At 68.7% G+C, this 23,739-nt stretch carries 17 protein-coding genes and 1 pseudogene; 7 read left to right on the top strand and 11 right to left on the bottom strand.

All coding sequences use genetic code 11. From position 1 onward, the window contains the following. Positions 1-236: 236 nt before the first annotated feature. Genes H0B54_RS10290 through H0B54_RS10280 form a run of 3 tightly spaced genes read left to right on the top strand, consistent with a single transcriptional unit; the run spans position 237 to position 5,897 of the window. Positions 237-2,171 (top strand): ABC-three component system protein, encoded by a 1,935-nt coding sequence (locus tag H0B54_RS10290; protein WP_188260208.1) that lies wholly within the window; start codon positions 237-239, stop codon positions 2,169-2,171. After that, the gene (locus H0B54_RS10285) at positions 2,164-2,922 is read left to right on the top strand and encodes a hypothetical protein (protein WP_188260207.1); all 759 of its coding nucleotides are present in this window, start codon (positions 2,164-2,166) and stop codon (positions 2,920-2,922) included. The genes H0B54_RS10290 and H0B54_RS10285 overlap by 8 nt, the downstream gene beginning before the upstream one ends. After that, complete coding sequence (locus tag H0B54_RS10280) at positions 2,919-5,897, top strand: AAA family ATPase (RefSeq protein WP_188260206.1); 2,979 nt, start codon at positions 2,919-2,921, stop codon at positions 5,895-5,897. The genes H0B54_RS10285 and H0B54_RS10280 overlap by 4 nt, the downstream gene beginning before the upstream one ends. Before the next feature lie 99 nt (positions 5,898-5,996). Here H0B54_RS10280 and H0B54_RS10275 read toward each other — a convergent pair whose 3' ends face one another. Genes H0B54_RS10275 through H0B54_RS30405 form a run of 3 tightly spaced genes read right to left on the bottom strand, consistent with a single transcriptional unit; the run spans position 5,997 to position 8,324 of the window. After that, positions 5,997-6,575 carry a DUF4166 domain-containing protein gene (locus H0B54_RS10275; RefSeq protein WP_188260205.1) on the bottom strand — a complete coding sequence of 193 codons (579 nt, stop codon included), beginning with the start codon at positions 6,573-6,575 and terminating at the stop codon, positions 5,997-5,999. A gap of 14 nt (positions 6,576-6,589) precedes the next feature. After that, a complete protein-coding gene (locus H0B54_RS10270; RefSeq protein ID WP_188260204.1) occupies positions 6,590-7,057 on the bottom strand; it encodes a DUF2269 family protein in 468 nt (155 codons plus the stop codon). A gap of 1 nt (position 7,058) precedes the next feature. Further along, positions 7,059-8,324, bottom strand: coding sequence for an SDR family oxidoreductase (locus H0B54_RS30405; protein WP_211109290.1), 1,266 nt, complete (start codon positions 8,322-8,324; stop codon positions 7,059-7,061). 173 nt (positions 8,325-8,497) lie between these two features. On the opposite strand from H0B54_RS30405, the gene H0B54_RS10260 reads away from it, so the two are divergent. Further along, complete coding sequence (locus tag H0B54_RS10260) at positions 8,498-10,165, top strand: sensor histidine kinase (protein ID WP_188260203.1); 1,668 nt, start codon at positions 8,498-8,500, stop codon at positions 10,163-10,165. Further along, complete coding sequence (locus H0B54_RS10255) at positions 10,162-11,502, top strand: sigma-54-dependent transcriptional regulator (protein ID WP_188260202.1); 1,341 nt, start codon at positions 10,162-10,164, stop codon at positions 11,500-11,502. The genes H0B54_RS10260 and H0B54_RS10255 overlap by 4 nt, the downstream gene beginning before the upstream one ends. 32 nt (positions 11,503-11,534) lie before the next feature. Here the strand turns inward: H0B54_RS10255 and H0B54_RS10250 are convergent, their stop codons facing one another. Further along, complete coding sequence (locus tag H0B54_RS10250) at positions 11,535-13,148, bottom strand: sensor histidine kinase (protein WP_246472442.1); 1,614 nt, start codon at positions 13,146-13,148, stop codon at positions 11,535-11,537. A 17-nt stretch (positions 13,149-13,165) separates the two neighbouring features. Further along, the gene (locus H0B54_RS10245) at positions 13,166-13,915 is read right to left on the bottom strand and encodes a response regulator transcription factor (protein ID WP_343068922.1); all 750 of its coding nucleotides are present in this window, start codon (positions 13,913-13,915) and stop codon (positions 13,166-13,168) included. 162 nt (positions 13,916-14,077) lie between these two features. Between H0B54_RS10245 and creD the strand changes: the two genes are divergently transcribed. Next, the gene (gene creD / locus H0B54_RS10240) at positions 14,078-15,430 is read left to right on the top strand and encodes a cell envelope integrity protein CreD (RefSeq protein WP_246472441.1); all 1,353 of its coding nucleotides are present in this window, start codon (positions 14,078-14,080) and stop codon (positions 15,428-15,430) included. Further along, positions 15,427-16,707, top strand: coding sequence for a glycoside hydrolase family 3 N-terminal domain-containing protein (locus tag H0B54_RS10235; RefSeq protein ID WP_188260199.1), 1,281 nt, complete (start codon positions 15,427-15,429; stop codon positions 16,705-16,707). Before creD ends, H0B54_RS10235 begins: the two co-directional genes overlap by 4 nt. Before the next feature lie 228 nt (positions 16,708-16,935). Here H0B54_RS10235 and H0B54_RS10230 read toward each other — a convergent pair. The 6 genes and pseudogenes from H0B54_RS10230 to H0B54_RS10205 all read right to left on the bottom strand — a co-directional run. Next, positions 16,936-17,337, bottom strand: a pseudogene (locus tag H0B54_RS10230) (transposase); the annotation flags it as partial. Between the two features lie 272 nt (positions 17,338-17,609). Beyond that, entirely contained in the window at positions 17,610-18,494 is an 885-nt protein-coding gene (locus H0B54_RS10225; protein ID WP_188260198.1) for an IclR family transcriptional regulator, read from the bottom strand. Between the two features lie 85 nt (positions 18,495-18,579). Beyond that, a complete protein-coding gene (locus tag H0B54_RS10220) occupies positions 18,580-19,500 on the bottom strand; it encodes a dihydrodipicolinate synthase family protein (protein ID WP_188260197.1) in 921 nt (306 codons plus the stop codon). A gap of 49 nt (positions 19,501-19,549) precedes the next feature. Further along, a complete protein-coding gene (locus tag H0B54_RS10215) occupies positions 19,550-21,334 on the bottom strand; it encodes an ABC transporter permease subunit (protein ID WP_211109289.1) in 1,785 nt (594 codons plus the stop codon). A gap of 1 nt (position 21,335) precedes the next feature. After that, a complete protein-coding gene (locus H0B54_RS10210; RefSeq protein WP_188260196.1) occupies positions 21,336-22,466 on the bottom strand; it encodes an ABC transporter ATP-binding protein in 1,131 nt (376 codons plus the stop codon). Between the two features lie 132 nt (positions 22,467-22,598). Continuing rightward, positions 22,599-23,681, bottom strand: coding sequence for an ABC transporter substrate-binding protein (locus H0B54_RS10205; RefSeq protein WP_188260195.1), 1,083 nt, complete (start codon positions 23,679-23,681; stop codon positions 22,599-22,601). Positions 23,682-23,739: the final 58 nt, after the last annotated feature.

The raw sequence follows: 23,739 nt of genomic DNA, 5'->3' as shown, positions 1-23,739 counted from the left end.
CGCAGTGCGTTTTCCTGTGGTACTTGCGCTCGCTTTTTTGCTGCGAGATTTGGTAAACTGCGTTCCCTTTCGTTGGCCTCCGCATCATTCATCATGACCCTCCCCCTCCCTTTGAAGATCGTCATCCTCCTGCATGCAAAAGGAGAGGGGCGAGGTCTGCCGACCGATGGCGAAGGAGGGGTTCACGCGCTTGGATTGGAACAGCGGACATCTGTATCCGCCGACGGATCGTACTAATGCGCACTGCTATTGTCCTAACCGCGCTGAAGGTGGAAACCAAACATGTGTTGCGGCATGTGTCGAATGTGGAGCAGGAACAGGTCCGCACCACCGTTTTCCATGTCGGACGCTACCTTGGAGAAACAGGGGAATGGCGAATTGCCGTTGCGGAACTGGGGCCGGGTAACGTGTCCACGGCCATGGCGGTCGAGCGGGCCACTCAGCATTTCAAACCGGATGTGGCTCTTTTCGTCGGAGTCGCCGGTGGGCTGAAAGACGTGTCGGTCGGCGATGTCGTGATCGGCACCAAGATCTATGGCTACGAATCCGGCAAGGTAGAGGATGAAGGTTTTAAGCCCCGGACCGAATTCGGCCGTTCATCCGGATCCCTCGTGCAGTGGGCGAGGGCCGTCGCGCACGCAGACGGATGGCAGGGGCAACCGCGTGATCCGGCAACGGGTGAAAGTCGCGCAATCTTACCTGGACCCATCGCCGCCGGGGAAAAGGTCGTAGCGTCGATTCGGGCGCCGCTTTACCACTTCCTGAGACAGCAATACAGCGACGCCTTGGCCGTCGAGATGGAAGGCTATGGCTTTGTCGAAGGCTTGGCTTTCGTGGAGGATGTGCGCGGGCTGCTCATCCGCGGCATTTCCGACCTGCTTGCCAATAAAGCTGAAAGCGACGAAGCGGGCAGCCAGGACATTGCTGCCGATGCCGCCGCAGCCGTCGCTTTCGAGGTGCTGTCGCGGCTCCCGGCGCCGGCCCAGAACGCTGGCAGTGCTTCTTCCCCGGCGCCGTTGCCCATTGTCCCAACTGCGGCAGCATCGGTCGTGGAAATCGCGGAAATCGCGCCTGGGCGGTTCGCCTGGACGGGCGCCGTGACGCTGGCCGATGCGGGTCGGCTTTGGGATAAGCCTTCCCCCGTTGGGTTGCTTCGCATCGCCGTGCGGCCGGACGCACCGCCCAGGCTTCGCCACGCCTTGTTGCGGCTTCTCTGTCATGCGGGTCCGGACTCCTTCGACGTTGAGATTCTGGACCACGACCGGTGGCGTCGCGACTACGAGGACTGCTTGGACCAGCGCATGCCGGTCAATGATACGCCGGAATGGACCGCATCGTGGCGTGCGTGTCCTCCGCTTTCCCCCGGCACGTCCGCCCTTGGAGAAACTGCGGCGGAGTTCTCCCGACGGATTGAGGCGGCGCTCGACCGGTGGGTGCTGGATGCTCTGGACGCCGAAATTCGAGGCTGCATCAATGGGACCAGGACTGGCCGCAGGCACGGCATCACGGTCGAAATGGATCTGGGAGAGCGCCTGCTCGAACTCTGGGACCGCTGGAAAGCTGAGATGGACGAGCCGACGCGGCGGCGCTTTTTGGAGATGCTGGCGTCGATCCACGACGGTGAGGGCAAGCCTCACGGGCTGATCGGCGTCGGCCAGCATACGCTAGGGAAATGCTTGGTGCCGGCCGCCATTCTCGCCCTCGTGGTGGCCGAATGTGGCAATGCCGTCCTGCATCCGGACGGCTCGGGTCCGCTGAAGCCCCATCATGAGGCCCCCGGCAATCTCGCCTCGACTTCGTTGCGTGGTCACAGCTGCGGGGTCCGGTGGGTCGGCGGTAAGCCGATGGAGCATTGGCTGGGCGCGTTGGAGGAACTGCCCTGGAAGTGCCGTGTCGTCATTCTCGGCACCGTGCATTCGCAGCAGGATCTGGCGCGTGCTCGCCAGCGATCCATTGGACATCAGACGCCCGATGGACGGCTGACCGACAACAGCCTGTCCCATCCGATCGCCCTGGTGTTCGACTGTGGGTTCTCAGAGGCTCTGGAAAAGGGCCACAAAGCGGTCGAGCAGCATCTTCGGGACGTGTTCCGTGCTCGGTTGCAGGAGCAAACCCGCTATCTGGAACGGTTGACCAACCCAACCAAGCAGGAAACTGTTCTCCATGATTGAGCTGGAGTTCTTGGCCGGCTCCCTGGCGGACCGCGCTGAAGCCCTCGCCCGGCGTTGCCCGGACCCTGCGGCACTGGACGTGGACCGCGAGTCCCACGGCATGCTGCGAAAAAGCCTGTGGGTCGAGGCGGCCATGGGTGGCGGGGAGGAGGGGGGTGTTCCATCGGCTGTGGCGGAACGGGAATTGCCCGAGCGTTCCCTGGCGCTCGCCATCGGCTATCATCGGGTGCTGATCGGCTCGCTCGGGACCGATCCGGACCTTGGCGCGGTGGAAGGCGCATTGCGCCGCCATCTCAATCAGGCAGCCATCGATTGGTCCTGGCTCGGCCGGGCAGGCGACGATCTGCTGTTGGTTTTGGTAGGGCCGCCGGGCAGCGACACGGACGATGACTGGGACCACGCCCGCAAGGTGGTTGAGCGCAACGAGCGCGTCTGTCGGGTGCTGGTCTGGCTGCCGCCGGCACCGGAGCTTGTCGGCCTCTGGCAAAAATCGCTGGACGCGGTGATCGACCGCACCTTCCTGGTGCGCCCCTGGCTGCCCGACGAGAAGGGTGGGGATGGGGATAAACATCGAGACGACGTGATCAGCGCTCCGCTAGACCCCTGGGCGCGTCTGGCGGCGGAACTGGCGGACGAGGGCGAAGAGTTCAACGAGGCCGCGGCTCGGCGCTGGATCGATATCCTCTCCGCTTCCGAGCCCGGCGACGATCTCCCGGAACGGCTGGTTACCGCGCTGGAGGCCGCGCCATGAAGGATCGCATTCATCTGAGCGAGGTCCGCCTCGACAATTTCCGCAGCTTCGGACCGAACTGCCGCATCCCCTTGCGTGCGGGGCCGAGCGTGTTGGTGGTGGCCGGTCCCAACGGGCTCGGCAAAACGACGCTGATCGAAGGCATCGAATGGGCTCTGACCGGTCGGATCCGCCGATTTAACCAGGACGAAAGCGAGGTCGATCGTGCTCTGACCCGCCGAGGTGCGACCCCTGGCAGCCATACTGTGACGCTGACATTCAGCGAAGGGAAACCCATCACCCGCGGGCCGCAGTGCACGCCCAGCCTGTCGGATGTGTTGGATGTACTACGCAATCCCGCCTGGCCGCACGAGATTGAGACGCTCGTCCCCTATCTCGGTCTGACCCATGTGCTCAGCCAGTCGTCAACTTTGCGGCTCACATCCCGCGATCCGGAGAAGCGGTGGAGCGACCTTAGCGAACTGACCGGTGCGGAACGCATCGAACGGATGATCAAACAGCTTGGTCAGAGCACAAAGACGCGCTTGACGATAGGCGCCAACAAAGAGGCCAAGGCACGAGAGGAATTCGAGGCAAAGCGCGACCGGTTGGCGGCACTGTTGAATCAGGTGCGCCAGAACGACGCCCTGCTGTCCGCCGGCTCCGCCTATTCCGCCGACCAGGTGCTGGACGAAGCGAAGACCCTGGTGCGGCGTCTGGCGTCCGCAAGCGGCATCGAGGCGGCTTCGCATGACGATGCGGCGCTGACCCTGGAGGCGCTCGCTGCGGCACTTAAAAAGAGTCGGTCGAATATGGCGGAGCGCCGGGCCGCGCTGGCGCGGGCGGAGCAACAGGTCGCCCCCTGGACAGCCGGGCTGGCGGAATTGGCGCGCCTCGACGGTGCGGTCGCGGGCGTGATGGCCCTCCATCGCGCGGCCGTCGCCCGAGCGGATGCCGAACTGCGGTTGGTGCAGTGGGAGCGACGCCGTTCGTTTCTGGCACAACAGCCGACTGCCGATGCCGCCGTCAAGGCAGCGGCCGATCGACATGAACAGCTCACCCGGGTAATGAAGGACGCGCGCGAAGCCCAGCAGGCTCTGGAGGATCTGAACACCCGCCTCGCCGAAGCGGACGAAGCGGTGCGGATCGAGGAGGGCGTGTTGGCGTCATGGCGGGCGCTGGCGGAGGAGGAGCGGGCGGTGCGCATCGCCCTGCGCGGCGTGGCCGACGAGGCGGAGGCGCGTGCGCGAGCGGAGGACACGCTGCGTGCCGCCGAGGAGCACCACAGGGCACTGGAACAGGCGCACGACGGCGCGACGCTGTCCCTGGCCGAAGCCGAAGCGGCGCGCGTGGCCGCCGCCGAAAGCGTCGCGGACAAGGCGGCTCATCTCAGCGCCCTGATCAAGAATTTGCACGAGCACGACACGGAATGCCCCCTGTGTCTCGCCATCCACAAGGTCGACAGCAAGGACCGCAGCCTGTACGACCGTGCCCACGAAGCGCTTAAGCGGGAGGACCCGGGTCTTACGGCGACGACAGCGCGCGCTGCGGAGGCGGGCGCTCGGGTAAAAGCTTGCCTTGACGCGATCGCCGCGCACGCTCCGCTCCGCCAAGCCGCCGCGGACGCCCTTCAGCCGTATCTGGACCGCCAGTCGGCGGCCAATACCCGGGCCGATACGCTCCGACACCGGCCCGAGATCGGTGGGCGGCCGTTGGATGGGTTGGCCGAATGGCTCGACGGCCGGGTGGCCGCCGCTGGGACGGAGGTGGCGCGGTTGCGGGAGGTCCGGCGCGCGCTCGACCCTGACGAGACGTTGACGGATCGGAGACAGCGGGCAGCGCAAACGGTCATGAGCGCGGCGGAGGCGCTTGCCGCCGCCGAGAAGGAGCATGCGGATGCCAAGGTGCGGCTCGACCAGATCGTGACCTCCGCCCGGCATGCTGTCCCGGGCTCACTTGAAGTCGACTCCGTCGCCGTCAACGCCGCCGTGGCGGAGGCCCGCGCGGCGCTGGCCAAGGCCGAGGTGGACGCCGACGCGGCCAAGCGCGCGGTGGATGCGCCCGTGCGCACCGCGCCGGAAGGAACTCCGCTCGTGCAGTGGACGAAAGCCAACTTGGACGCCCTGGAACAGGAGCGTGCGGGGGTTGCCGGCCAGCAGGACGCCTGTCTGCGGATCTGGACGGACGCCGGGCTGCCCGGTGAGCCCGCCGCGGGTGCCTTGGTGGAGGCGCTTGCCAGGACCGTCGCCGCGGAAGACGTGGTGGGCGCCGTCGACGAACGCTGCCAAACGCTGAAGGCCGGTTACGAACGCTGGCTCGCCGACCGGCGCCGCCACGAACTGCAGCGGCAGATCGACGAACTCGTGACCGCCGAGAAGGCCGTCGACGCCGAATCCTGTCTGGCTCTGCTCGAAACGCGCATTGCCAAGGCCGAACAGGCGGAAAAGCAGTGGAGCCGTGCGCGTCGGATCTCGGTCCGGATCGCCGACATCATCGACACGAAGCAAGCGGAGTACATCGCCACCATCGTCGATCCCCTGCGGTATCGCGCGGACCGCTTCGACCAGGTCTGGTCTTCGTTTCCCGACCTGCGTCCCGACATGGCGCATGTCCGGCGGCGCAAAGGTGCGAAGGGAGAATTCGCCATCACCATCGACGACAACGACGCGAACCTGTACTTCAGCGAAGGGCAAGCCGGCGTCAAGGCGCTCAGCTTCCTTCTCGCCGCCAGCACAGCCCACCCATGGTCGCGCTGGCGCGCCCTGCTGCTGGACGACCCGTTGCAGTACAACGACCTCGTCCATAAGGCGGCGTTCCTCGATATGCTGCGCCCGCTGGTCCGGGCCGAATCCTACCAAGTGGTCCTGTCGACCCATGACCTGGAGGAGGCGCGCTTCATCGAACGCAAATGCCGAAACGCCGGGATCGCGTTCAACCTGTGCCGTTTGCACGCCCTCGGGAAGGACGGCGTGTCCTATTCGATCGATGAGGAATGATTTTCACAATAACGGGAAAATTTTGCCATCGTTGGCGGGTCCTGAGGAAGCATCTTTCGGTTGTGTTTCCAACCTGCCTACGGAATTCCAGAGACGCTATTAGGCTGAGTTCTGTGGTCCCCGATCATCGCCATAAACCTGATCAATCACCTCGAGCCATCCCCGGTAGTGCACCACATGGCCGACCAGCGGAAACGCGACGTCGATGTCGAACAGGAAGCGCGCGCCGTCGCCGGACTCGCTGCACTCGATGGTCGGGCGGCTCCAGGCCGGCAGGGGCACGCCGAGCACTCTCCAGCCCACCAGCGACCAGGCAAGCCTGCCTTGCGTCGACTCCAGCCGGAACAGCAGGTCGAAGGGGCCAAAGCGCTCGATCAGCAGCCCGTCGTCACGCTGGCGTCCGGCCTCCATTGTGCTGGCGTACCGGCGCCCGGCGAAGCGGCGGTTCCAGAATTCGCGACCCCGGCCATCGGGATGGAAGGAGACGCTGACCGGAACGCTCTGTCCGGGCTTGGGCAAGCCGGCGACCTTGCACAGCAGCCAGGCTCCGGGATTGGCGGCGGCTCGGATGTCGGCCAAGCCGGCGGTGTAGACGCTGGTGGTGAGCGCGTGCAGGGCGCGCACGGGGTCGGGCAGATCGTCGAGCGCGGCGCCGAGGATGCGCTGAAACGGGGTCATGACGACTTTCTCCTTTAGAAATCAGGCTTGAACACCATCAGCCCGACGATCGCGACCATCGCCGCGAAGGCGGGCCAGCCGAGCGCGAACCAGATGCGGAAATAGCGGCGGTACAGCGGGGGCAGAGGGGTTCCCGCGGCGACGGCGTCCTCCGCCATGCGCCGCATGCGGATTTGCAGCCACACCACCGGCAGCCAGCACGCGCCGGCAATGGCGTAGAGCACCAGCGTCAGCACGATCCAGCCCGAACTGAGAGGCCATCCCTGTTCCAGCGCGAGCCACAGGCCGCTGACCGGCTGGATCACCACCGTGGGCGTGGTGAACAGCCAGTCCGCCAGCACGACGTTGCGGTTGGCGATGGCGATGGCGCGCACGTCCTTCGACAGGTTGCTGGCCATGCCGTGGAAGGCGGTTCCCAGGCCCGTGCCGAACAGCAGGATGGCCGACAGGATGTGGATGAGTTTGAGCGTGGTCGCGTCCATATCAGGTCTCCATCGCCATCATCGTCAGCGTCGCCGCGGCGATGGGCAGGTTCTTGAGCAGAGGGGCGAAGGGGTGCGTCCAGTGGTCCAAGGGCAGGCCGGCAGCGATGATGGTGAAAGCCGCCATGCTGGCGAGCATGGCGCCGCCAACCGCCACCGGGCGCCAGCGGGCGAGCAGGAGAAGCCCTAGGATCAGGTCGAGGCCGGCACCGCCGAAGAGGGCCAGGTCGGCCAGCGGACCCTGCAACCCAACCGACGCGAGCAGGCGGTGGGAGGCCTCCAGCGGATGAAGGCCGAAGGACAGCAGGCCAGTGGCGATCCACAACAGGGCAAGGCTCCAGCGCAACACCGGGCGCAGGAAATACAAGCGCGCGTGCAGGCGGTCGGCATCGGATGCCGGGTGGCGGGCCAGCGCCTGCGGCAAGGCAAGGGGCGCCCGCCCGAGAATGGCGGTGAAGGGCGCCGGGTCGGCGGTGTTGCCGGCCTTCAGCATGGCGAGGGTTTCGCGGTTGACCGGGCCGGTACGCAGCCGGTCGCCGATGGCCGCGGCGGCGGCGAGCAGCGGTTCGGGAACCGGAAGATGGCGCCGCGGCGGCAGGCCCATCCAGGTCCGCAGCGTCATGGTCAGGCCGTCGGTGGTCATCGGCTCCGGTCCCACCACGTCGATGCGGCGGGGCAGGGGCCTGTCCATGGAGACCAGCCGGACCACCAGCGCGGCGAGATCGTCCACATGCACGGGCTGAACCGTCCACCAGCCCGGACCGGTGCGCGGCGGAAGCGGCAGGACCGCCAGAGCGGAAAACAGCGCCGTGCTGGCCCCGCCGCGGCCGCCGACGACCGAGGGCCGCAACACGCAGCAATCCAGGTCCTGGCTGTTTGCCAGCAGAGCTTCGCCATGGCCCTTCGTGCGCTGGTAGAGAGTCGGCCCATCCAGCGACGCGCCCAGCGCCGACAGGTGGATCAGCCTCGGCACTCCGGCCGCCCGGCAGGCGCGGATCAGCCGATCCGTTCCGTCGGCGTGGACGGCCTCCAGGCTGTTGCCGCCATGGCCTCGCACCAGGCCGGCGGCGTTGATGACCACCTCCTGCCCGGCCAGCGCGGCGGCGAGGGCGGCAGCATCGTCGCGGACCAGATCGACATCCGCGCGTCCGGGCGCGGTCACGCGATGGCCGGCGGCGTCGAGGGCGGCGCGCAGATGCCGGCCAATGAAGCCGCCGCCGCCGATGATCGCCACCGCCCGCGGGCTGGACGGAGAGTCTGTGGACACCGGTAAACCCCCAGTTTCATTCTGCTTCCACCAGGGAATAGCAAAGGCCGTGCCAAAGCAGGAATGCGCGGGTTCCGGGGCTTGAAGCGCGTCGGTTGTTAACCGGGGTTGCGAAATGCGCTAGGGTCCCTGTCAACGTTGGATACACCTGTATCGGATGGGGGGTGGTCGAGATGACGGCATCGGCGGCGCTGGTTACGGCCATGGGGCTTTGCGCGCTGGGGGGCGCCGGGCTGGCTGCCTTGCTGTGGCGGCATGGAGGGGCGCTTGCCGGAACCAGGCCGCTGGCGGCGTTCCTGCTCCTGGTTGGCGGCTGGTCGGTCGGATTGCTGTTTCCCGGCCCGTTCGGTGCGGCGCTGATGGCTCTGGCGCCGCTGGGTGGCGCGGTGTTCGTCCATGTTGCCGCCACCCTGACGGGGCGTGCCGGTTCGGGAATGCGCTGGGCCTATGCGACGGGGATCGCCGCCACGCTCGTTGCGCTGATCGGTGGGGCCGGACGCTTCGTTCCGTGGCCGGGAGTGGGCACTCTGTTCCGGTATGAAGGGGCCGGGCTGGCCGCGGTCGCGGCCACGGTGGGGCTGGCGGCGGCGGGACACCGGCTGTTGCTGGACGAATGGCGCGGGGCCGGCGGTGTGCGTCGCCGGCAATTGACGCTGGTGCTGCTGTCCTCCGGCCTCGGCCTGCTGTCGGTCGGCGGGCTGGCCTTTCCGGTGCTTGGTGTCGACGCCTACCCCTGGCCTTTGCTGCTGCTTCCCCTGTATCTGGTCGTGCTGGCCTACGCCGTGCTGCGTTACCGGCTGATGGCGGTGAACCGCTGGGCCGTGCGGGCGGTGTGCTGGGGGCTGCTGATCGCGCTGGCGGCTCTCGTGTCGGCCCTGAGCGCAGGATTCGCTGCGGAGCGGGCCGGCGCGCCGTTCCTGTGGACCGCCGTCGCGTTGCTCGGGGGGCTTGGCATTGCCGGGCCGCTCCGCCGGCTGGCCGACCGCATCGTCTATCCCGGCGGCGAGGTGACCGCCGACGATCTGGCCCGCTGGCGCCGGGAATTGCAGGAGGCGGGCGACGAGGCCGCGCTGACGGCCACGGCGGACCGGCTGTTGCGCGAGCGACTTTCGCTCGCCGACGGTGGCACGCCGGCGGCCTTCGATCCAGTCGAACTGGACCATGCCCCGCCCGGTCCGCGCCGTGTGGCTGGGGTGCTGGCCGACCTCGTCGCGCAGGCCCGTGACGACCTCGCCCGGCGCCGCTCCTTCGCCGAACGCCAGCGGCTGGCGGAACTGGGGGCGCTGGCCGCCACCGTGGCCCACGACCTGCGCAACCCCATGAACATCGTCGCGATGGCTGTGGCCGACGCCCCGCCGGAGACGCGCGGCGAGGTTCGGACCCAACTCGCCCGCATGGATGCCCTGGTGCGCGACCTGCTCGACTACGCCAAGCCGTGGCGGGTGGAACTGGCCGAGGTCGATCTCGCGGATGCGCTCGTAGCGCTCGGCGGTGACGTGACGGCCGACATCCCGCCGGGCCTCACGTTGCGCGCCGACCCCGCGCGCTTGCGGCAGGCCCTGGCGAACCTGCTGGACAACGCCGGGGAGGCCGGCGGTCGTGCGCTGGTGTGCGCGGAGCGCGACCCCGGCGGCGTGACGGTCGAGGTGTGCGACGACGGTCCCGGCGTTCCGGAGGAGATCCGCACTTCGCTGTTCCAGCCCTTCGTGTCGCGCAGCCAGGGGGGCACCGGGCTGGGGCTCGCCATCGTCGCCAAGATCATGGCCGCCCATGGCGGCTCGGTCGCGCTGACCGAACGGCCGGGATGGTCCACCTGCGTCCGCCTGAGGTTTCCATTATGAGCACGCTGCTTCTCGTCGATGACGAACCCGCCTTTCTCCGGCTCGCCGCGGCGTGGCTGGAAAAGCAGGGGCACCGGGTGGTCACCGCCGCGGACGGGGCGCAGGCGCGCGACCTCTTCCAGCGGGAGCGCCCCGATCTGGTGCTGCTCGACCTCGTCATGCCGCCCGAACGCACGCCGGAGGCCGGGCTGGCCCTCGTTCCCGCCTTCGCCGCGGTGCCGGTGGTCGTGCTGACCGCGCACGCGGAGCATGAACTGGCCCTGCGGGCGGTGGCCGAGGGCGCCTGGGACTTCCTGGCCAAACCGGTGGAGCCGGAGCTGTTGCGCTTCGTCGTTGCCCGCGCCCTCGCCAAGCAGGGGCTGGAGCGGGAACTCGCCTCCCTGCGCGCCGCCCGGACGGAGGAGGACGGGATGGTCGGCGCCAGCCCGGCTATTCTGCGCCTGAAGGAGATGATCCGCCGCATCGGCCCGGCAGAGGTGCCGGTGATGGTGCTGGGACCCAGCGGCAGCGGCAAGGAGCTGGTGGCGCGCGCCCTGCACGCGGCGAGCCCGCGCGGCGCCGGCCCCTTCGTGCCCGTCCATTGCGGCGCCATCCCGGCGGAGCTTCTGGAAAGCGAGCTGTTCGGGCATCTGAAGGGCAGCTTCACCGGAGCCCACCAGGACCGTCCGGGGCTGGTGGCCGCTGCCCATGGCGGAACCCTGTTCCTCGACGAGGTCGGCGAGATGCCGCCGGCCATGCAGGTCAAGCTGCTGCGCTTCCTTCAGGAAGGCACCTACACGCCGGTCGGTGGACGCCAGCCCCGGATGGCGGATGTCCGGGTGGTCTCGGCGACCCACCGCGACCTGGAGGCCATGGTGACGCAGGGTTCATTGCGCGAGGATTTCTATTACCGCCTCAAGGGGCTGATCCTGCGCACGCCGGCCCTGGCGGAGCGCCGCGAGGACGTGGCGCTTCTGGCGGTCCGCTTCCTGACGGACGCCTCTCCGCGGCGGCTGTGCTTGGCGCCGGACGCGCTGGCGTGGCTCTCGGAGCAGGAATGGCCGGGCAACGTCCGCGAATTGCGCGCGGTGGTCACGACCGCCGCCGCGTTGGCCGAGGGGGATATCGTGACGGTGGCCGACCTTGCCTTTGCCCGCAGCGGCGATCCGGCGGCTCTCGCCCCGGCCCCGCCAGTCACCCTGGCCGAGGCTGTGGCGGCGCTGGAGCGCAGGATGATCAGCGCCGCACTGGCCTCCACCGGGAACAACCACAGCGCCGCCGCGCGCCGGCTTGGCCTGTCGCGGGTGGGGCTTTTGAAGATGATGACCCGGCTGGGGCTGCGGCAGTCCGCTCCATAACCCTTGGCAGAACCCTTGGCAAACTTGGCGGTTCAGGCGTCGTTGTCCGGTCGGGCAAGCCTGACCTCGAACAGGGCGCCGCGCTCGGAGGCCAGCAGGGCGATGGTCCCGCCATGCGCCTCGACGATCCCGCGAGCGATGGCGAGGCCGAGACCGGTGCCGCCGCTCTGCCTTGTGGTCGTGAAGAAGGGTGTGAAGATGCGGCCGGCGTTGGCGGGCGACACGCCCGGCCCGTCGTCGGAGACCCGCAGAACCGCGCCGCCGCCGTCGGCCGCCAGCGCGACCTCCACGCGCGCATCCGGGCCGGCATGGCGGCGGGCGTTCTCGATCAGGTTCGCCAGGACGCTTTCCAGCGCCTCCGCTCCCATGGCGACCGGAAGCGACGGGGGAAGGGAGGCCATGGCGCCGTGGCGGGCGGCAAGACGGGCCGCGACCGGCACGGCGTCGGTCGCCACCTCCTCGGTCACCCGCATCACGTCGGCCCGCGCCAGTTCCAGGAGACGGCGGACGAGGCGCGACAGCCGCTCGGCCTCGGCGTCCATGTTGGCCAGGAAGCGGTCCCGCTCTTCCGCCGACATCGTGTCCAGATGGTCGCGCAACAGCTCCACCGTGCCGCGGATGGTGGTGAGCGGGGTCTTGAACTCGTGCGACACATGGGCGGCGAAGTCGCGGATGTAGTCCGCCCGCTGCTCCAGCGTCGCGGCCATGCGGGTCAGCGCGTCCGACAGCTCGGCCACCTCGCGCACGATTGGGCGCTGCACGGGGGCCATCACGCCGCGCTCGCCGTCCGCCGTGCGCTTCGCCAGCGCGGTCACGGCGCGCAGCGGGCGGCTGATGGCGACGGTCCCGAGACGCGCCAGCATCCCCACCGACGCGAGCAGAACCACCGCCAACCCGGCGAGGTGCCAGCGCTTGCCGTACAGGGTGTCGGCCAAACTGCGCGGCGTGCGCGACAGCACCACGACCCCGACCACGTGGCCCTCGTCGAGCACCGGATGGGCCGTGAAAATGCGCAACGAGCGGCTGCGTTCGGGCGCGGTGCTTCCCTCCGCCCGCGCCTTGTGGCGGCTGTTGCGTTCGCGCAGCACGCTGGTCGCGTTGCCCGCCAGGGCGTGGCGGACCTCCTCCTGCGCGGCCAGGGACAGGCCAAGATCCTCTCCGGTGCTGGCAACGACGATGCCCTGGGGATCGGTGACCCGCATGCCGGCGAGCGTGACGCGTTGCGCCTCGCGCAGGATCGGGGCCAGCGAGGCCCCCGCCGTCCGGGAAGCGGGGGCGGGCATGCTCTGGACCGGGGCGGGATCGGGAGCGGCGGGCAGGATCGGGTCCTCCGCCAGGTCCAGCCCGGCGAAACGGGGCGTCCAGGGCGCGTCGAACCCCGGCGGGTGTGTCCAGAGAGGATCGACGGGCGGGCCCAGTTCCTCCGTCCGCCCCCCGGCGCGGCGCCACGCATCGCGATAGACGGCGGCGACCACGCCGGCCTGGGCGATCAGCTCCGATTCCGTCTGGCGGAGCAGGGCGCTTTCGTAAAGGCGCAGGAACCACAGACCGCTCAAGGGCAGGGTCAGGGCCGCGAGCGTCATCACCAGCAGCACGGTTCCGATGGACAGGCGCCCTATGGGCCGGTGCAAGGTCGGCCGGGGCAAGGTTGGCCGGAACCGTCTCATCGGCAATCCGACAGCTTGTAGCCCAGCCCGTGCACGGTTTCGACGGGGGCGCCGCCCACAGCCAGGAACTTGGCCCGGACCCGCCGGATGTGGCTGTCCACCGTGCGGTCGGCGACGTAGCGCTCGGTGGCGTAGGCGCCGTCCATCAGGGCATCGCGGCTGAACACCTTGCCCGGACGTTCGGCCAGGGTGCGCAGGAGGCCGAACTCGGTCGCCGTCAGGACCACCTCCGCCTCGTCCCAGAAGGCGCGAACGCCGTCCAGGTCCAGCCGCAGGCGGTTGTGCCGAAGCTCCGGCGGCGGCGGTGGGGAAGGCGGTGGCTCCGAGGGGAGCGCGCGGCGCAGCACCGCCTTGACGCGCGCCACCAGCTCACGCGGGGAGAAAGGCTTGGTGACATAGTCGTCGCCACCGAGCTCCAGCCCCAGAATCCGGTCGATCTCGTCGTCGCGCGACGACAGGAAGATGATCGGCACCCGGCTGTCGCGGCGCAGCCGGCGGCAGACCTCCGTGCCGTCCATCTCCGGCATGGCGATGTCCAGGAGGATGAGGTCGGGTGCGTCCTCCCGCGCCAGATTGAGCCCGCGCGCGCCGTCCCCCGCCTCCATGACGGCGAATCCTTCCCGCGCCAGGGCGAAGCGGACGATGTCGCGGATGTGGGGATCGTCGTCGATCAGCAGGATCTTGGGCATGGCGGTCTTGGGCAGGGGCGGCGCCACCTTATCCGAAAAGCTGCACGGGTTCTGCACACAGTTTCCTTGCTGGTTGCACGGCGGCGTCATCGCCGCGGCACGGTGCCCCGTCATGGTGACGGCACAACCCGGCTGGGCCGGCTGCTTGCTGCCCGCCGCCCATCGCCCGCCGCCCATCGCCCACTGCCGCTTCGTGGCCCCGCTTCCAGGAGAGTCCGCTTGAGCACCCCACCCGAACCGCCGATGCCGAACCCCGCCGCGCCGCCGCGGCCGCCTGACCGCCGCTCCCTCAAGGTCGGTCAGATCGCCCTGCTTCTGCTGGCGACGCTGGCAGCGGGGTGGCCGATCTCGGCGATCATCGGGGATCGCGAAGCGCGTCAGGGCGGCCTGCGGGCGGACTTCATGAAAAGCTGGGGGCCGGACCAGACCGTGCAGGCGCCGGTCCTGGTGGTGCCCTACGTCGATGCCAGCGGACTCTCACGCCACTATCTGAAGATCGCGCCCGAAACCTTGTCCACGAAGGTCGAACTGGTCCCCGAACGGAAGGCGCGCGGCCTGTTCTCCGCCACTGTCTACACGGCATCGGTCGAGATGGCCGGGACCTTTTCCATGCCGTCGCAATCCAACGTGGAGGCGCGGGTCGGGAAGGGCGCCACGATTCTCTGGAAGGACAGCCTGTTGTTGCTGCAAGCGTCGGATCTGGCCGGCATGACGGCCGGCGACCATGCGGCCTGGGACGGGGCGGCGGTTGCGTGGCGCAACTGCGGCGAACTGGACATCCTTGCCGAGGAATGCCGGGGCGCTCTTCTGGTGGCCAAGCCCCCAATGGGGGTGCTTCCCGCCACAGCCGGCAAGACGCCGTTCCAGGCGACCGTGACGCTCCGCGGAACCGGCTCCTTCCGGCACGTCCTGATAGGGCGGAAGGCCGAAGCGGTCGTCACGGCGCCCTGGCCGACGCCGAGCTTTGTCGGCACGGCGCTGCCGACGGACTCGACCGTCACCGACGCGGCGTTCGAGGCGCGCTGGCGAAGCGTGGATTATGCCCAGCCGCCGCTCTGGACCTCGTCCCGGCTGTCCGAGACATCGACGGAAATGCGCGGGCCCTCCGTCGGTGTCGACCTGCTGGAGGCGGTTCCCACCTACCGGATGATCCATCGCGCGTCGAAGTACGGCATCCTCTTCGTCGTGTTGTCCTTCACCGTCTATGGGCTGATCGAACTTCTGTCGGTGGCGCGCATCCACACGATCCAATACGGACTGCTGGGGGTGTCAGTGACGCTGTTCCCCCTTCTGCTGGTGTCCTTCGCCGAACCGTTGGGCTATGCCGCCGGCTATTGGATCGGTGCCGCCTTCGTCCTGACCCAGGCGTCGCTCTACACCGCGGCGGTCACCCGGCGCATGGTCCCGGCAGCAATCTTCGCTACGGCGCTGGGCGGCCTGTTCGGGTTCCTCTATGTGCTCCTCAGTCTGGAGACGTATTCGCTGCTGGTGGGGTCGGTCGCGCTGTTCTTGGTCCTGTCCGCGGTGATGGCGGTGACCCAGCGCGTGGACTGGCGGGTGGGCGAAGGATGAGCCGCGCGATCGGCTGGTGCCTTGGCCTGCTGCTGGTCGCCGCCGGGGCCAACATCCACGACCCTTACCTGATGGCGGTGCGCGGCGGGTCGGGTCCGGTCATCGCGGTGGCCGGGCTTTGCGGTCTGCTGATCGTGCTGAGACGCGGAGTCAGGCGACGGGTGGCGATGCTGGCGCTCTGGGCCGCGGTTCCCCTGGCGGTGCTGGGGGCGGAGGGGGCTTTCCAGTTGCGCAAGGCCTCCGTCCTGTCGGCTCCGGAGGCGGTGGTGTCCGAACTGGGCCGGCATTTCATGGTCGGTTACGAACGGGTTGAGGAGGTCGAAGGGCTCGCCGCGCGCGGCTTGATCGGCGGCATCTTCGTCTCGCGGCGCAATCTGGCCGGGCGGACGGCGGAGGAGTTGCGCGACGAGATCCGCCGGTTGCAGGACATCCGCCGGCACGTCGGGCTCCCCCCGTTGCGGGTGGCCGCCGACCAGGAGGGTGGGATCGTGTCGAAACTGTCGCCGTGGCTTCCCAACCGCCCGGCCCCCTCCGCGCTGGCCGGCCTGCCGCCTGACGAGCGGCACGCCGCCGCGCGCGCCTTGGGCCGCGACCATGGCCGGGACCTGCGGTCGCTCGGCGTCACGATCAACTTCGCACCGGTGCTCGACCTCCGCACCGATAGGGCGCCCGACCCGCTGGATTTCAACAGCCTTATCGCGCGGCGGGCGATCTCAGGGGACCCGGCGGTCGTCGGGGACGTTGCCGCCGCCTACGCCGACGGGCTGGCCGAGACCGGCGTCCAGCCGACCGTCAAGCACTTCCCCGGCCTGGGCCGCGTCGGCACGGACATCCACCATTTCCGAGCCGCCATCGGGGACAGCCGTGAAACGCTGGAATCCACGGATTGGAGACCTTTCCGTCATGTTCTGGCGGGCAACCCGCAGGCGCTGCTGATGGTCGGCCATGTGATCCTGAGCGCCGTCGATCCCGACCGCCCGGCGTCCCATTCGCAACGTGTGGTGGACGGGGTGATCCGCCGGGACTGGGGGTACGACGGTTTGGTCGTCACGGACGATCTGGTCATGGCGCCCGTCTATCAATACGGCCTGTGCCGGGCGGTGGAGGAGGCGCTCAACGCCGGGGTCGATCTGTTGCTTATCGCGTTCGACGGCGCGCAATTCTATCGGGCCATGACCTGTGCCATGGACGCGGCGAAGCACGGTGACCTCAACCCCGCCACGCTCGCGGCCAGCCGCGAAAGGCTGGACCGTAGTTCCGCAGAGGCGTTGCCGTAGCGTGCTCAACTACCTGCACCGTTTTAGAGGGAGGTGAGTGGCCGAGAGGAGCAAACAAAGGCGGTTGCGTGCCCCCGCAACCAACATCACCAAAAAGCCCGTCTCGCAAGAGACGGGCTTTTTGCGTTTCGGACCAACACCGATGGGAGTGAGTTGACGTTGTCGGCAGCAACGCGTCAGGCCTGACCGAACGTCTGACCTGCTCCCCTGAAACTCCTCCACCCTGAATTATACCAAGGCTCGCGGATCATGACCGATGCGCCCAGTCGCGCAGTCCGCGCGCAGACCGATGGACATGATGGTCCAGGGTGGCTCGAGGAGGGCGTTCCAGGCGTAGCAGCAGTGATCCATGATGTCCTGGGAGGAGGCGAAGATCCGGTTGGGGAGCCTGTTACCGCGCATGTACCGCCAGATGCTCTCCACCGGGTTCAGCTCGGGCGACTTCGGCGGCAACGGCAGCAGGGTGATGTTGCCGGGGACCGGCAGTTTGGCCGAGGTGTGCCAGCCGGCCTGATCGAGCAGCACGACGGCATGGGCGCCGGGCGCCACGGCGCGGGCGATCTCCTCCAGGTGCAACGCCATCGCCTCGCTCGTGCAGCGCGGCAGCGACAGGGGCGCGCCCTTGCCTTGGCATCGTAATCGCTGCGCAGTGGAACCGGAGCGGCCATGGGAGACCTCGTCGCCGTGGTCTCTCCGGTGAATCACGCGGCACGGTCCTCCGGCAATCGCTGCATGACTCGCAATCCGCAGGACTTGGTGTCAACCCACCGGCATCCGGGCCGGCATCCGGGCCGGCATCCGGGCCCACGAGCATTTCACCCGCGGCCTATCCGCGGATCGATACCGTCATCACCGCCTTGTGGCGGTGATGACGGTGTTGGCGAAACGCCCGCCGGATGCCGCTACCGCGGATAGCCGGCGAACTTGTTGACGGAGATCGAGGTCGCCGCCACCTGCACATGCCGGGCGAGTTCCTGCTCGGCCGTCTCCGGCGTCCAGCGGGTGGTGGGGACGGAGATGTTCAGGCCGGCGACCGCGTGCCCATGCTCGTCGGTGATGGCGGCGGCGACCGAGATGTCGCCCATCACCGTCTCGTTGGTCACCACGGCGTAGCCCTTTTCCGCCGCCTCCTGCACACGGGCGCGCAGGCGGCCGGGGTCGTTCACGGTGAAAGGGGTGAGCGGACGAAGATCGGTGCGGGCCAGGATCTCCTCCTGCTCCTCTTCCGACAGGCGCGAGAGGATGGCGGTGCCCGACGCGGTGAAATAGGCGGGCAGCCGGCTGCCGACCATGATGTCGATGTTCACGAGATGCCGGCCGGGGAAGCGGGCGACGAAGACGATCTCGTGGCCGTCCAGCTCCTGCAGATTGGCGGTCTCGCCGACGCTGCGGCTGATCTCCAGCAGATAGGGCGACGCCTTTTCGATCAGCTCGTTCGCCCGCAGGTAATTGTAGGAGAACTGGAGCAGCTTCGGGCTGAGCGCGTAGTTGCGCGTGCCGTGGACGCGCCGCAGATAGCCCAGCGTCTCCAGCGTGTAGACCAGCCGCTGTGCGGCGCTGCGGTCCAGGCCCGCCGCCTTGGCGATCTCGGACAGCGGCATCTGCCGGTGCGGGCCGTCGAAGGCGTGCAGGATCTGGAAGGTCTTTTCGGTCGAGCCGACGAACAGCGACGACGCGCGCGGGTCCGCCTTCGGCTTCACGGCCGGCCCATCGTCGGCCCGTCGGCCGTCGTCGTCCGCCATGCCGCCCGTTCCGCCGCCCGTTATGGTGGTCTTTCCGGCCTTCATCGGTGCTCGTCCTCGCGTCGTCGGCATCGTTCGCCTACGCATAGCATCCGGTGCGCCGGATGCCACGCGCAAGCGTTGCCACCGGTCAGGCCACGGCGGCCGCCGGCAGCCCTTCATAGGTGGCCAGAAGACGCGACAGTTCGCTTTTCAGCGCCTCGCGCAGTTCCGGCCGCGGTTCGCGCAGCGGCGGCAGCATCGCCGGGGCGTTCACGCCGATCATGCCCATCACCGACTTCATCGGGCCGGGGTTGGTCTCGGCGAAGGCGAGGTTCATCATCGGGATGAGGGTGCGGTGAACCTCCAGCGCCTCGGCGGTCTTGCCGGACGAGGCGAGGTCGAAGACCAGGCGCCAGGCGCGCGGCAGGAGGTTGGCCGTGACCACGATGCCGCCCTTGGCCCCCGCGGCCACATGCAGCGGGAACAGCGTGTCCTCGCCGCTCAGCATGGCGAAGGACGGGTCCAGCCCGGCCATCGTGCGCAGGAAATGGTACATGTCGGTGTTGCAGGCCTTCATGCCGACGATGCGCTCGTGGCGCGACAGCTCGTGCAGGACCTCCGGGTCGACGGCGATGCGGGTGCGGTAGGGGATCTCATAGATCAGGATCGGCACCGGCGACTCGTCGGCGTAGCGCAGGAAGTAGTCGCGGATGCCGGCCTGGGTCGGGTTGGTGTAGTAGGGCGTCAGGACCAGCAGCCCGTCCACGCCGGCCGCCGCGAAGTCGCGGCCGGCGGCCAGGGCGTCGTGATAACCGGTGTCGAGCACGCCGGCGATGACCGGCTTCTTGCCGGCCATCGCCTCGACCGTCAGCGCGGCGAAGCGGTTGCGCTCGGCCCGCGCCAGCGCGCCGTACTCGCCGGTCCCGCCCAGCGGAACCACCCCGTCGATCCCCTGGCGGTTCAGCCAGGAGAACAGCGCCTTCGAGGCGGCGACGTCGATGGTGCCGTCGGCGGTCACCGGCGTCGGGGTGGCGGGCAGAATGCCGCGGAGTTTGGTGGCATCGAGCATGATGTATCCTTGGAAGTGCGAAGAGGTGGAGTGTCCGTGCTGGCGCGGATCAGGAGGCCAGGCTGCGCCGGCGCAGCCGGTCCGCGGCGTAGATCAGCACCGCGACGAAGACGAGGAGACCGGTCGACACGGCCGCGATGACGGGGGAGACCTGCAGCGTCACCTCGTCCCAGAACTGCTTGGGCAGGGTGGCGCTGAGACCGCCCGACGAGAACAGCGAGATGGTCAGCTCGTCGAAGGAGGTGGCGAAGGCGAACAGGAAGGACGACAGCATGCCGGCCCCCAGGATCGGGAAGGTGACGTGGCGCAGCGCGGCCAGCGGACGGGCGCCCAGGCTCTGCGCCGCGAGGTCGAGCCGGGTGTCGTAGTTGCGCAGCACCGCCGTCATCGTCATCACCACATAGGGGACGGCGACGACCGTGTGGCCGATCACCAGACCCAGGATGGTGCCGACCAGCCCCATCTGAGCGAACAGGTAGAACATGCCGACGGCGATGATCATGCGCGGGACGATCACCGGCGACAGGATGAAGGCCAGCATCGCGCCCTTGGCCCGCATGCGGCTGCGCACCATCAGGAAGGCCGCCGGCACGCCGATCGCCATCGACAGCAGGCCGGTTCCGAAGGCCACCACCAGCGAACGGGTCAGCGCCTGCATCCACAGCGGCGACTGGAAGAGCTGCTCGTACCATTGCAGGGAGAAGCCGGTGGGCGGCCAGGCCAGCCCGGCCTTGCCGAAGGACAGCGGGATCATCAGGAAGGCCGGCAGGCTGATCAGCACCAGCATCGCCCACACCACCGTCCGCAGGGCGGTGGATGGCGTCTCGCCGGTGCCGCGCGGGCGGCGGCGCGGGAACAGGCCGATCAGGGCGTCGCTCGCGGCACCCAGCAGCCCGAGCACCCGGCCGCCCAGACGCCGCATGGCGGTGTCGCGGTTGTGCGTGGCCCCGGCGGTCTCGCCGGTCAGCGTCGCGAAGCCGAAGACGCGGTCGTAGAGCACGAACACGGCCAGCACCACCGTCAGCAGCAGCACCGAGATGGCGCCCGCCAGACCCCAGTTCAGCGTCTGCTGGATCTGGTCGATGATGAGCTGGGTGATCATCGTCTCGCGCCGCCCGCCGAGCAGGGCCGGCACGATGAAGAAGCCGATGGCCGACACGAAGACCATGATCGCCGCGGCGGCGACGCCGGGCAGCGACAGCGGGAAATAGACGGTCCAGAAGGCGGTGCCGGGGCGCGCGCCGAGCGTGCTGGCGGCGCGGGGCAGGGTGCGGTCGATGTTCTCCATCACCGCGAGCATGGTCATCACCGCCAGCGGCAGCATGGCGTGCACCATGCCGACCAGCACGGAGCCGAAGCCGTAGAGCAGGTCGATGGGCCGGTCGGTGATGCCCAGGGACATCAGCGTGCCGTTGATGACGCCGTTGCGGCCGAGGATGATCACCCAGGCGAAGGCGCGCACCAGGAAGCTGGTCCAGAAGGACAGCAGCACCCAGAAGATCAGGCGGCTCTTCGCCGGCCCTTTGGCGACGGAGATCAGGTAGGCGATGGGGTAGGCCCCGGCCACCGAGACCAGCGTCGTCGCCAGCGAGATTTTCAGCGTGATCCACAGCACGGTGACGTAGAGGCTGGACGAGAAGAGCTGCTGGTAGGGCGCCAGCGTGAAGCCTTGGCCGTTGTAAACGCTGAGCGCCAGAAGCTGCCCGACCGGGAAGACCAGGAAGACGGTGAGGAGCAGGACGATGGGGGCGCCCATCAGCACCGGCTTGCGCCAAGCCGGTGGGGCGGCGCGCCGGGGGGCGGCGTGGGACATGGTCATGATCTGGTCGCTCATGTCAGGCCGCCTTGGCCGCGATTCCGGCAACGGCGGCGGGGGCGCGGTCCGGGATCACCACGGCGTCGCGGCTGTCCCAGGACAGCGCCAGCACGTCGTCGATGCGGATGGCCTCGGCCTCGTTGCGGGTGGCGAAGGCGGCGACCAGCGGCGGCAGGGCGGCGTCGAGCGGCTGCATGTAGACCTTGGTCAGGCTGCCGGTGACCATCACGTCGGACACCCGGCCCATCACGGCCGTTTCGTCGCCGGAAGGACGGGCGATGCTCAGGTTCTGCGGCCGCACCATCACCCGCACCGAGGATCCCGGCGGCAGATCCTGGCCGTTGGCGAGCGCGCGGCCCGGAATGCCGGCGCTGCCCAGCCGGATCTCCGCCTCGTCGCCCAGACGCGGCCCCAGGGCCGCCGGCAGCAGGTTGGATTCGCCGAGGAAGTCGGCGACGAACAGCGTGCGCGGGCGGAAATAGAGGTCGGCCGGCGTGCCCAGCTGCTCGATGCGGCCGGAATTCATCAGGCAGATGCGATCGGACATCGTCATCGCCTCTTCCTGGTCGTGGGTGACGTAGACGACGGTCGTCCCCAGCTCGCGATGCAGATGCTTGATCTCCAGCTGCATGTGCTCGCGCAGCTTCTTGTCCAAGGCACCCAGCGGCTCGTCCATCAGGATGATCGACGGCTTGTAGACCATGCAGCGGGCCAGGGCGACGCGCTGCTGCTGGCCGCCCGACAGCTCGCGCGGGTAACGCCCGGCGATGTGCGGCAGGTGGACCATCTCCAACGCCTCGCGCGCCCGCTTCTTCGCCTCGGCCTCCGGGATCTTCCGCATCTTCAGCGGGAAGGCGATGTTCTCGGCGATCGTCATGTGCGGGAACAGGGCGTAGTTCTGGAACACCACGCCGATGTCGCGCTCGTAGGGCGGGGCGTAGGTCACGTCCTGCGCGCCGATGCGCACGATTCCTTCATCGGGCGGAACCAGCCCGGCGAGCAGACTGAGCAACGTCGTCTTGCCCGAGCCCGACGGGCCGAGCAGGGTCAGGAATTCACCGTCGGCGACCACGAGATCCGTGGGGGCGAGCGCCACGAAATCGCCGTAGCGCTTGGCGAGGCCCTGGACGGTTAGACTGGACGACGACATGGCAGGTCTCCTCGCGTCGAAAAGGGAATGGGGAAAATGCGGGAGCCCCGCAACCGGCCCCGCCATGCGGGCGGCTCCGGCCGGTTGCGGGTCCTCAGGGACAGGGCTTCAGAGACGGGGTGTCCCGGCGCCTCAGCTCAGCAGCCAGGCGTTGTAACGCTCGAGCGCCTTCTGCTGGTTGTCCAGCCAGTACTGCGCGTTGATCTTGACGCCCTTCTCGATGTTCTCGGGGAAGGTCGGGCAGTTGGGGGCGACCGCCGCGTCGATGTGCTTGAAGGCGTCGGGCAGGGTGACGCCCGCCGGGAAGTACTTCACCAGCTCCGCCTGCCGCTTGGCATCGCAGGTGAACTTGATGAACTGGCGGCAGGCGTCGGCGTTCGGCGTGCCGGCCAGGATGGCCCAGCTGTCGAGGCCCCAGATGTTCTGGTCCCAGACGATGCCGACCGGAGCGCCGGCGGCGATCGCCGCCTGCGGGCGCGACACCCAGGTCGGGACGAGATCGACCTCGCCGGAGATGAGCATCTGCTCGACCTGCGCCCCGCTGGTCCAGAAGATCGGAATGTCCTTCTTGATGCGGTCCAGCGCCTTGAAGGCACGGTCGAAGTCGCAGGGGTAGACCTCGCCGGTGGGCACGCCGTCGGCCATCAGCGCCTGCTCGATGGTGTCGAAGGGATGCTTGCGCAGCGCGCGGCGGCCGGGGACGCCCGCGACGTCGTAGAAATCCTTCCAGGAGGTCGGCGCCTTGCGGCCCTTGAAGGCGTCGGTGCGGTAGGCCAGCACGGTGGTGTAGACGTTGGTGCCGACGCCGTAGGCCGACATGTACTGCTTGGGAATGGCGGCGACCGCCGGATCGTTCTCCAGCCCGTGCTTCTCCAGCATCGGCTTGTCGCCGGCGGTCAGCATCAGGATGGCCGGCTCGCTGATCTTGGCCATGTCCCAGGTGTAGGACTTCGCCTCGACCATCGAGCGGATCTGCGCGGTCGGCTCGGCGTTGGCCTGGACGCCAACGACCTCGATGCCGGTGGCCGCGGTGAAGGGCTTGTAGAAGACCTCGCCATAGGCCTTGGTGTAGATGCCGCCGTCGTCACGCACGACGATGCGCTTGTTCTGCGCGCGGGCCGGGCTCCAGATCGCCGGCATGGCGAGCGCCGCGGTGCCGGCGGCGCCGGCTTTCAGCAGGGTGCGGCGGGACCAGCCGGATTGGCGTGTGCTCATGTCGGAACTCCTCGTGATGGGCCGGGGCGGCGGATGGGGGGCGGAAAAGCGGAGATGA

This window comes from Azospirillum tabaci (assembly GCF_014596085.1).
Lineage (GTDB): Bacteria > Pseudomonadota > Alphaproteobacteria > Azospirillales > Azospirillaceae > Azospirillum > Azospirillum tabaci.
This window is presented reverse-complemented; position numbering and strand designations above follow the sequence as displayed.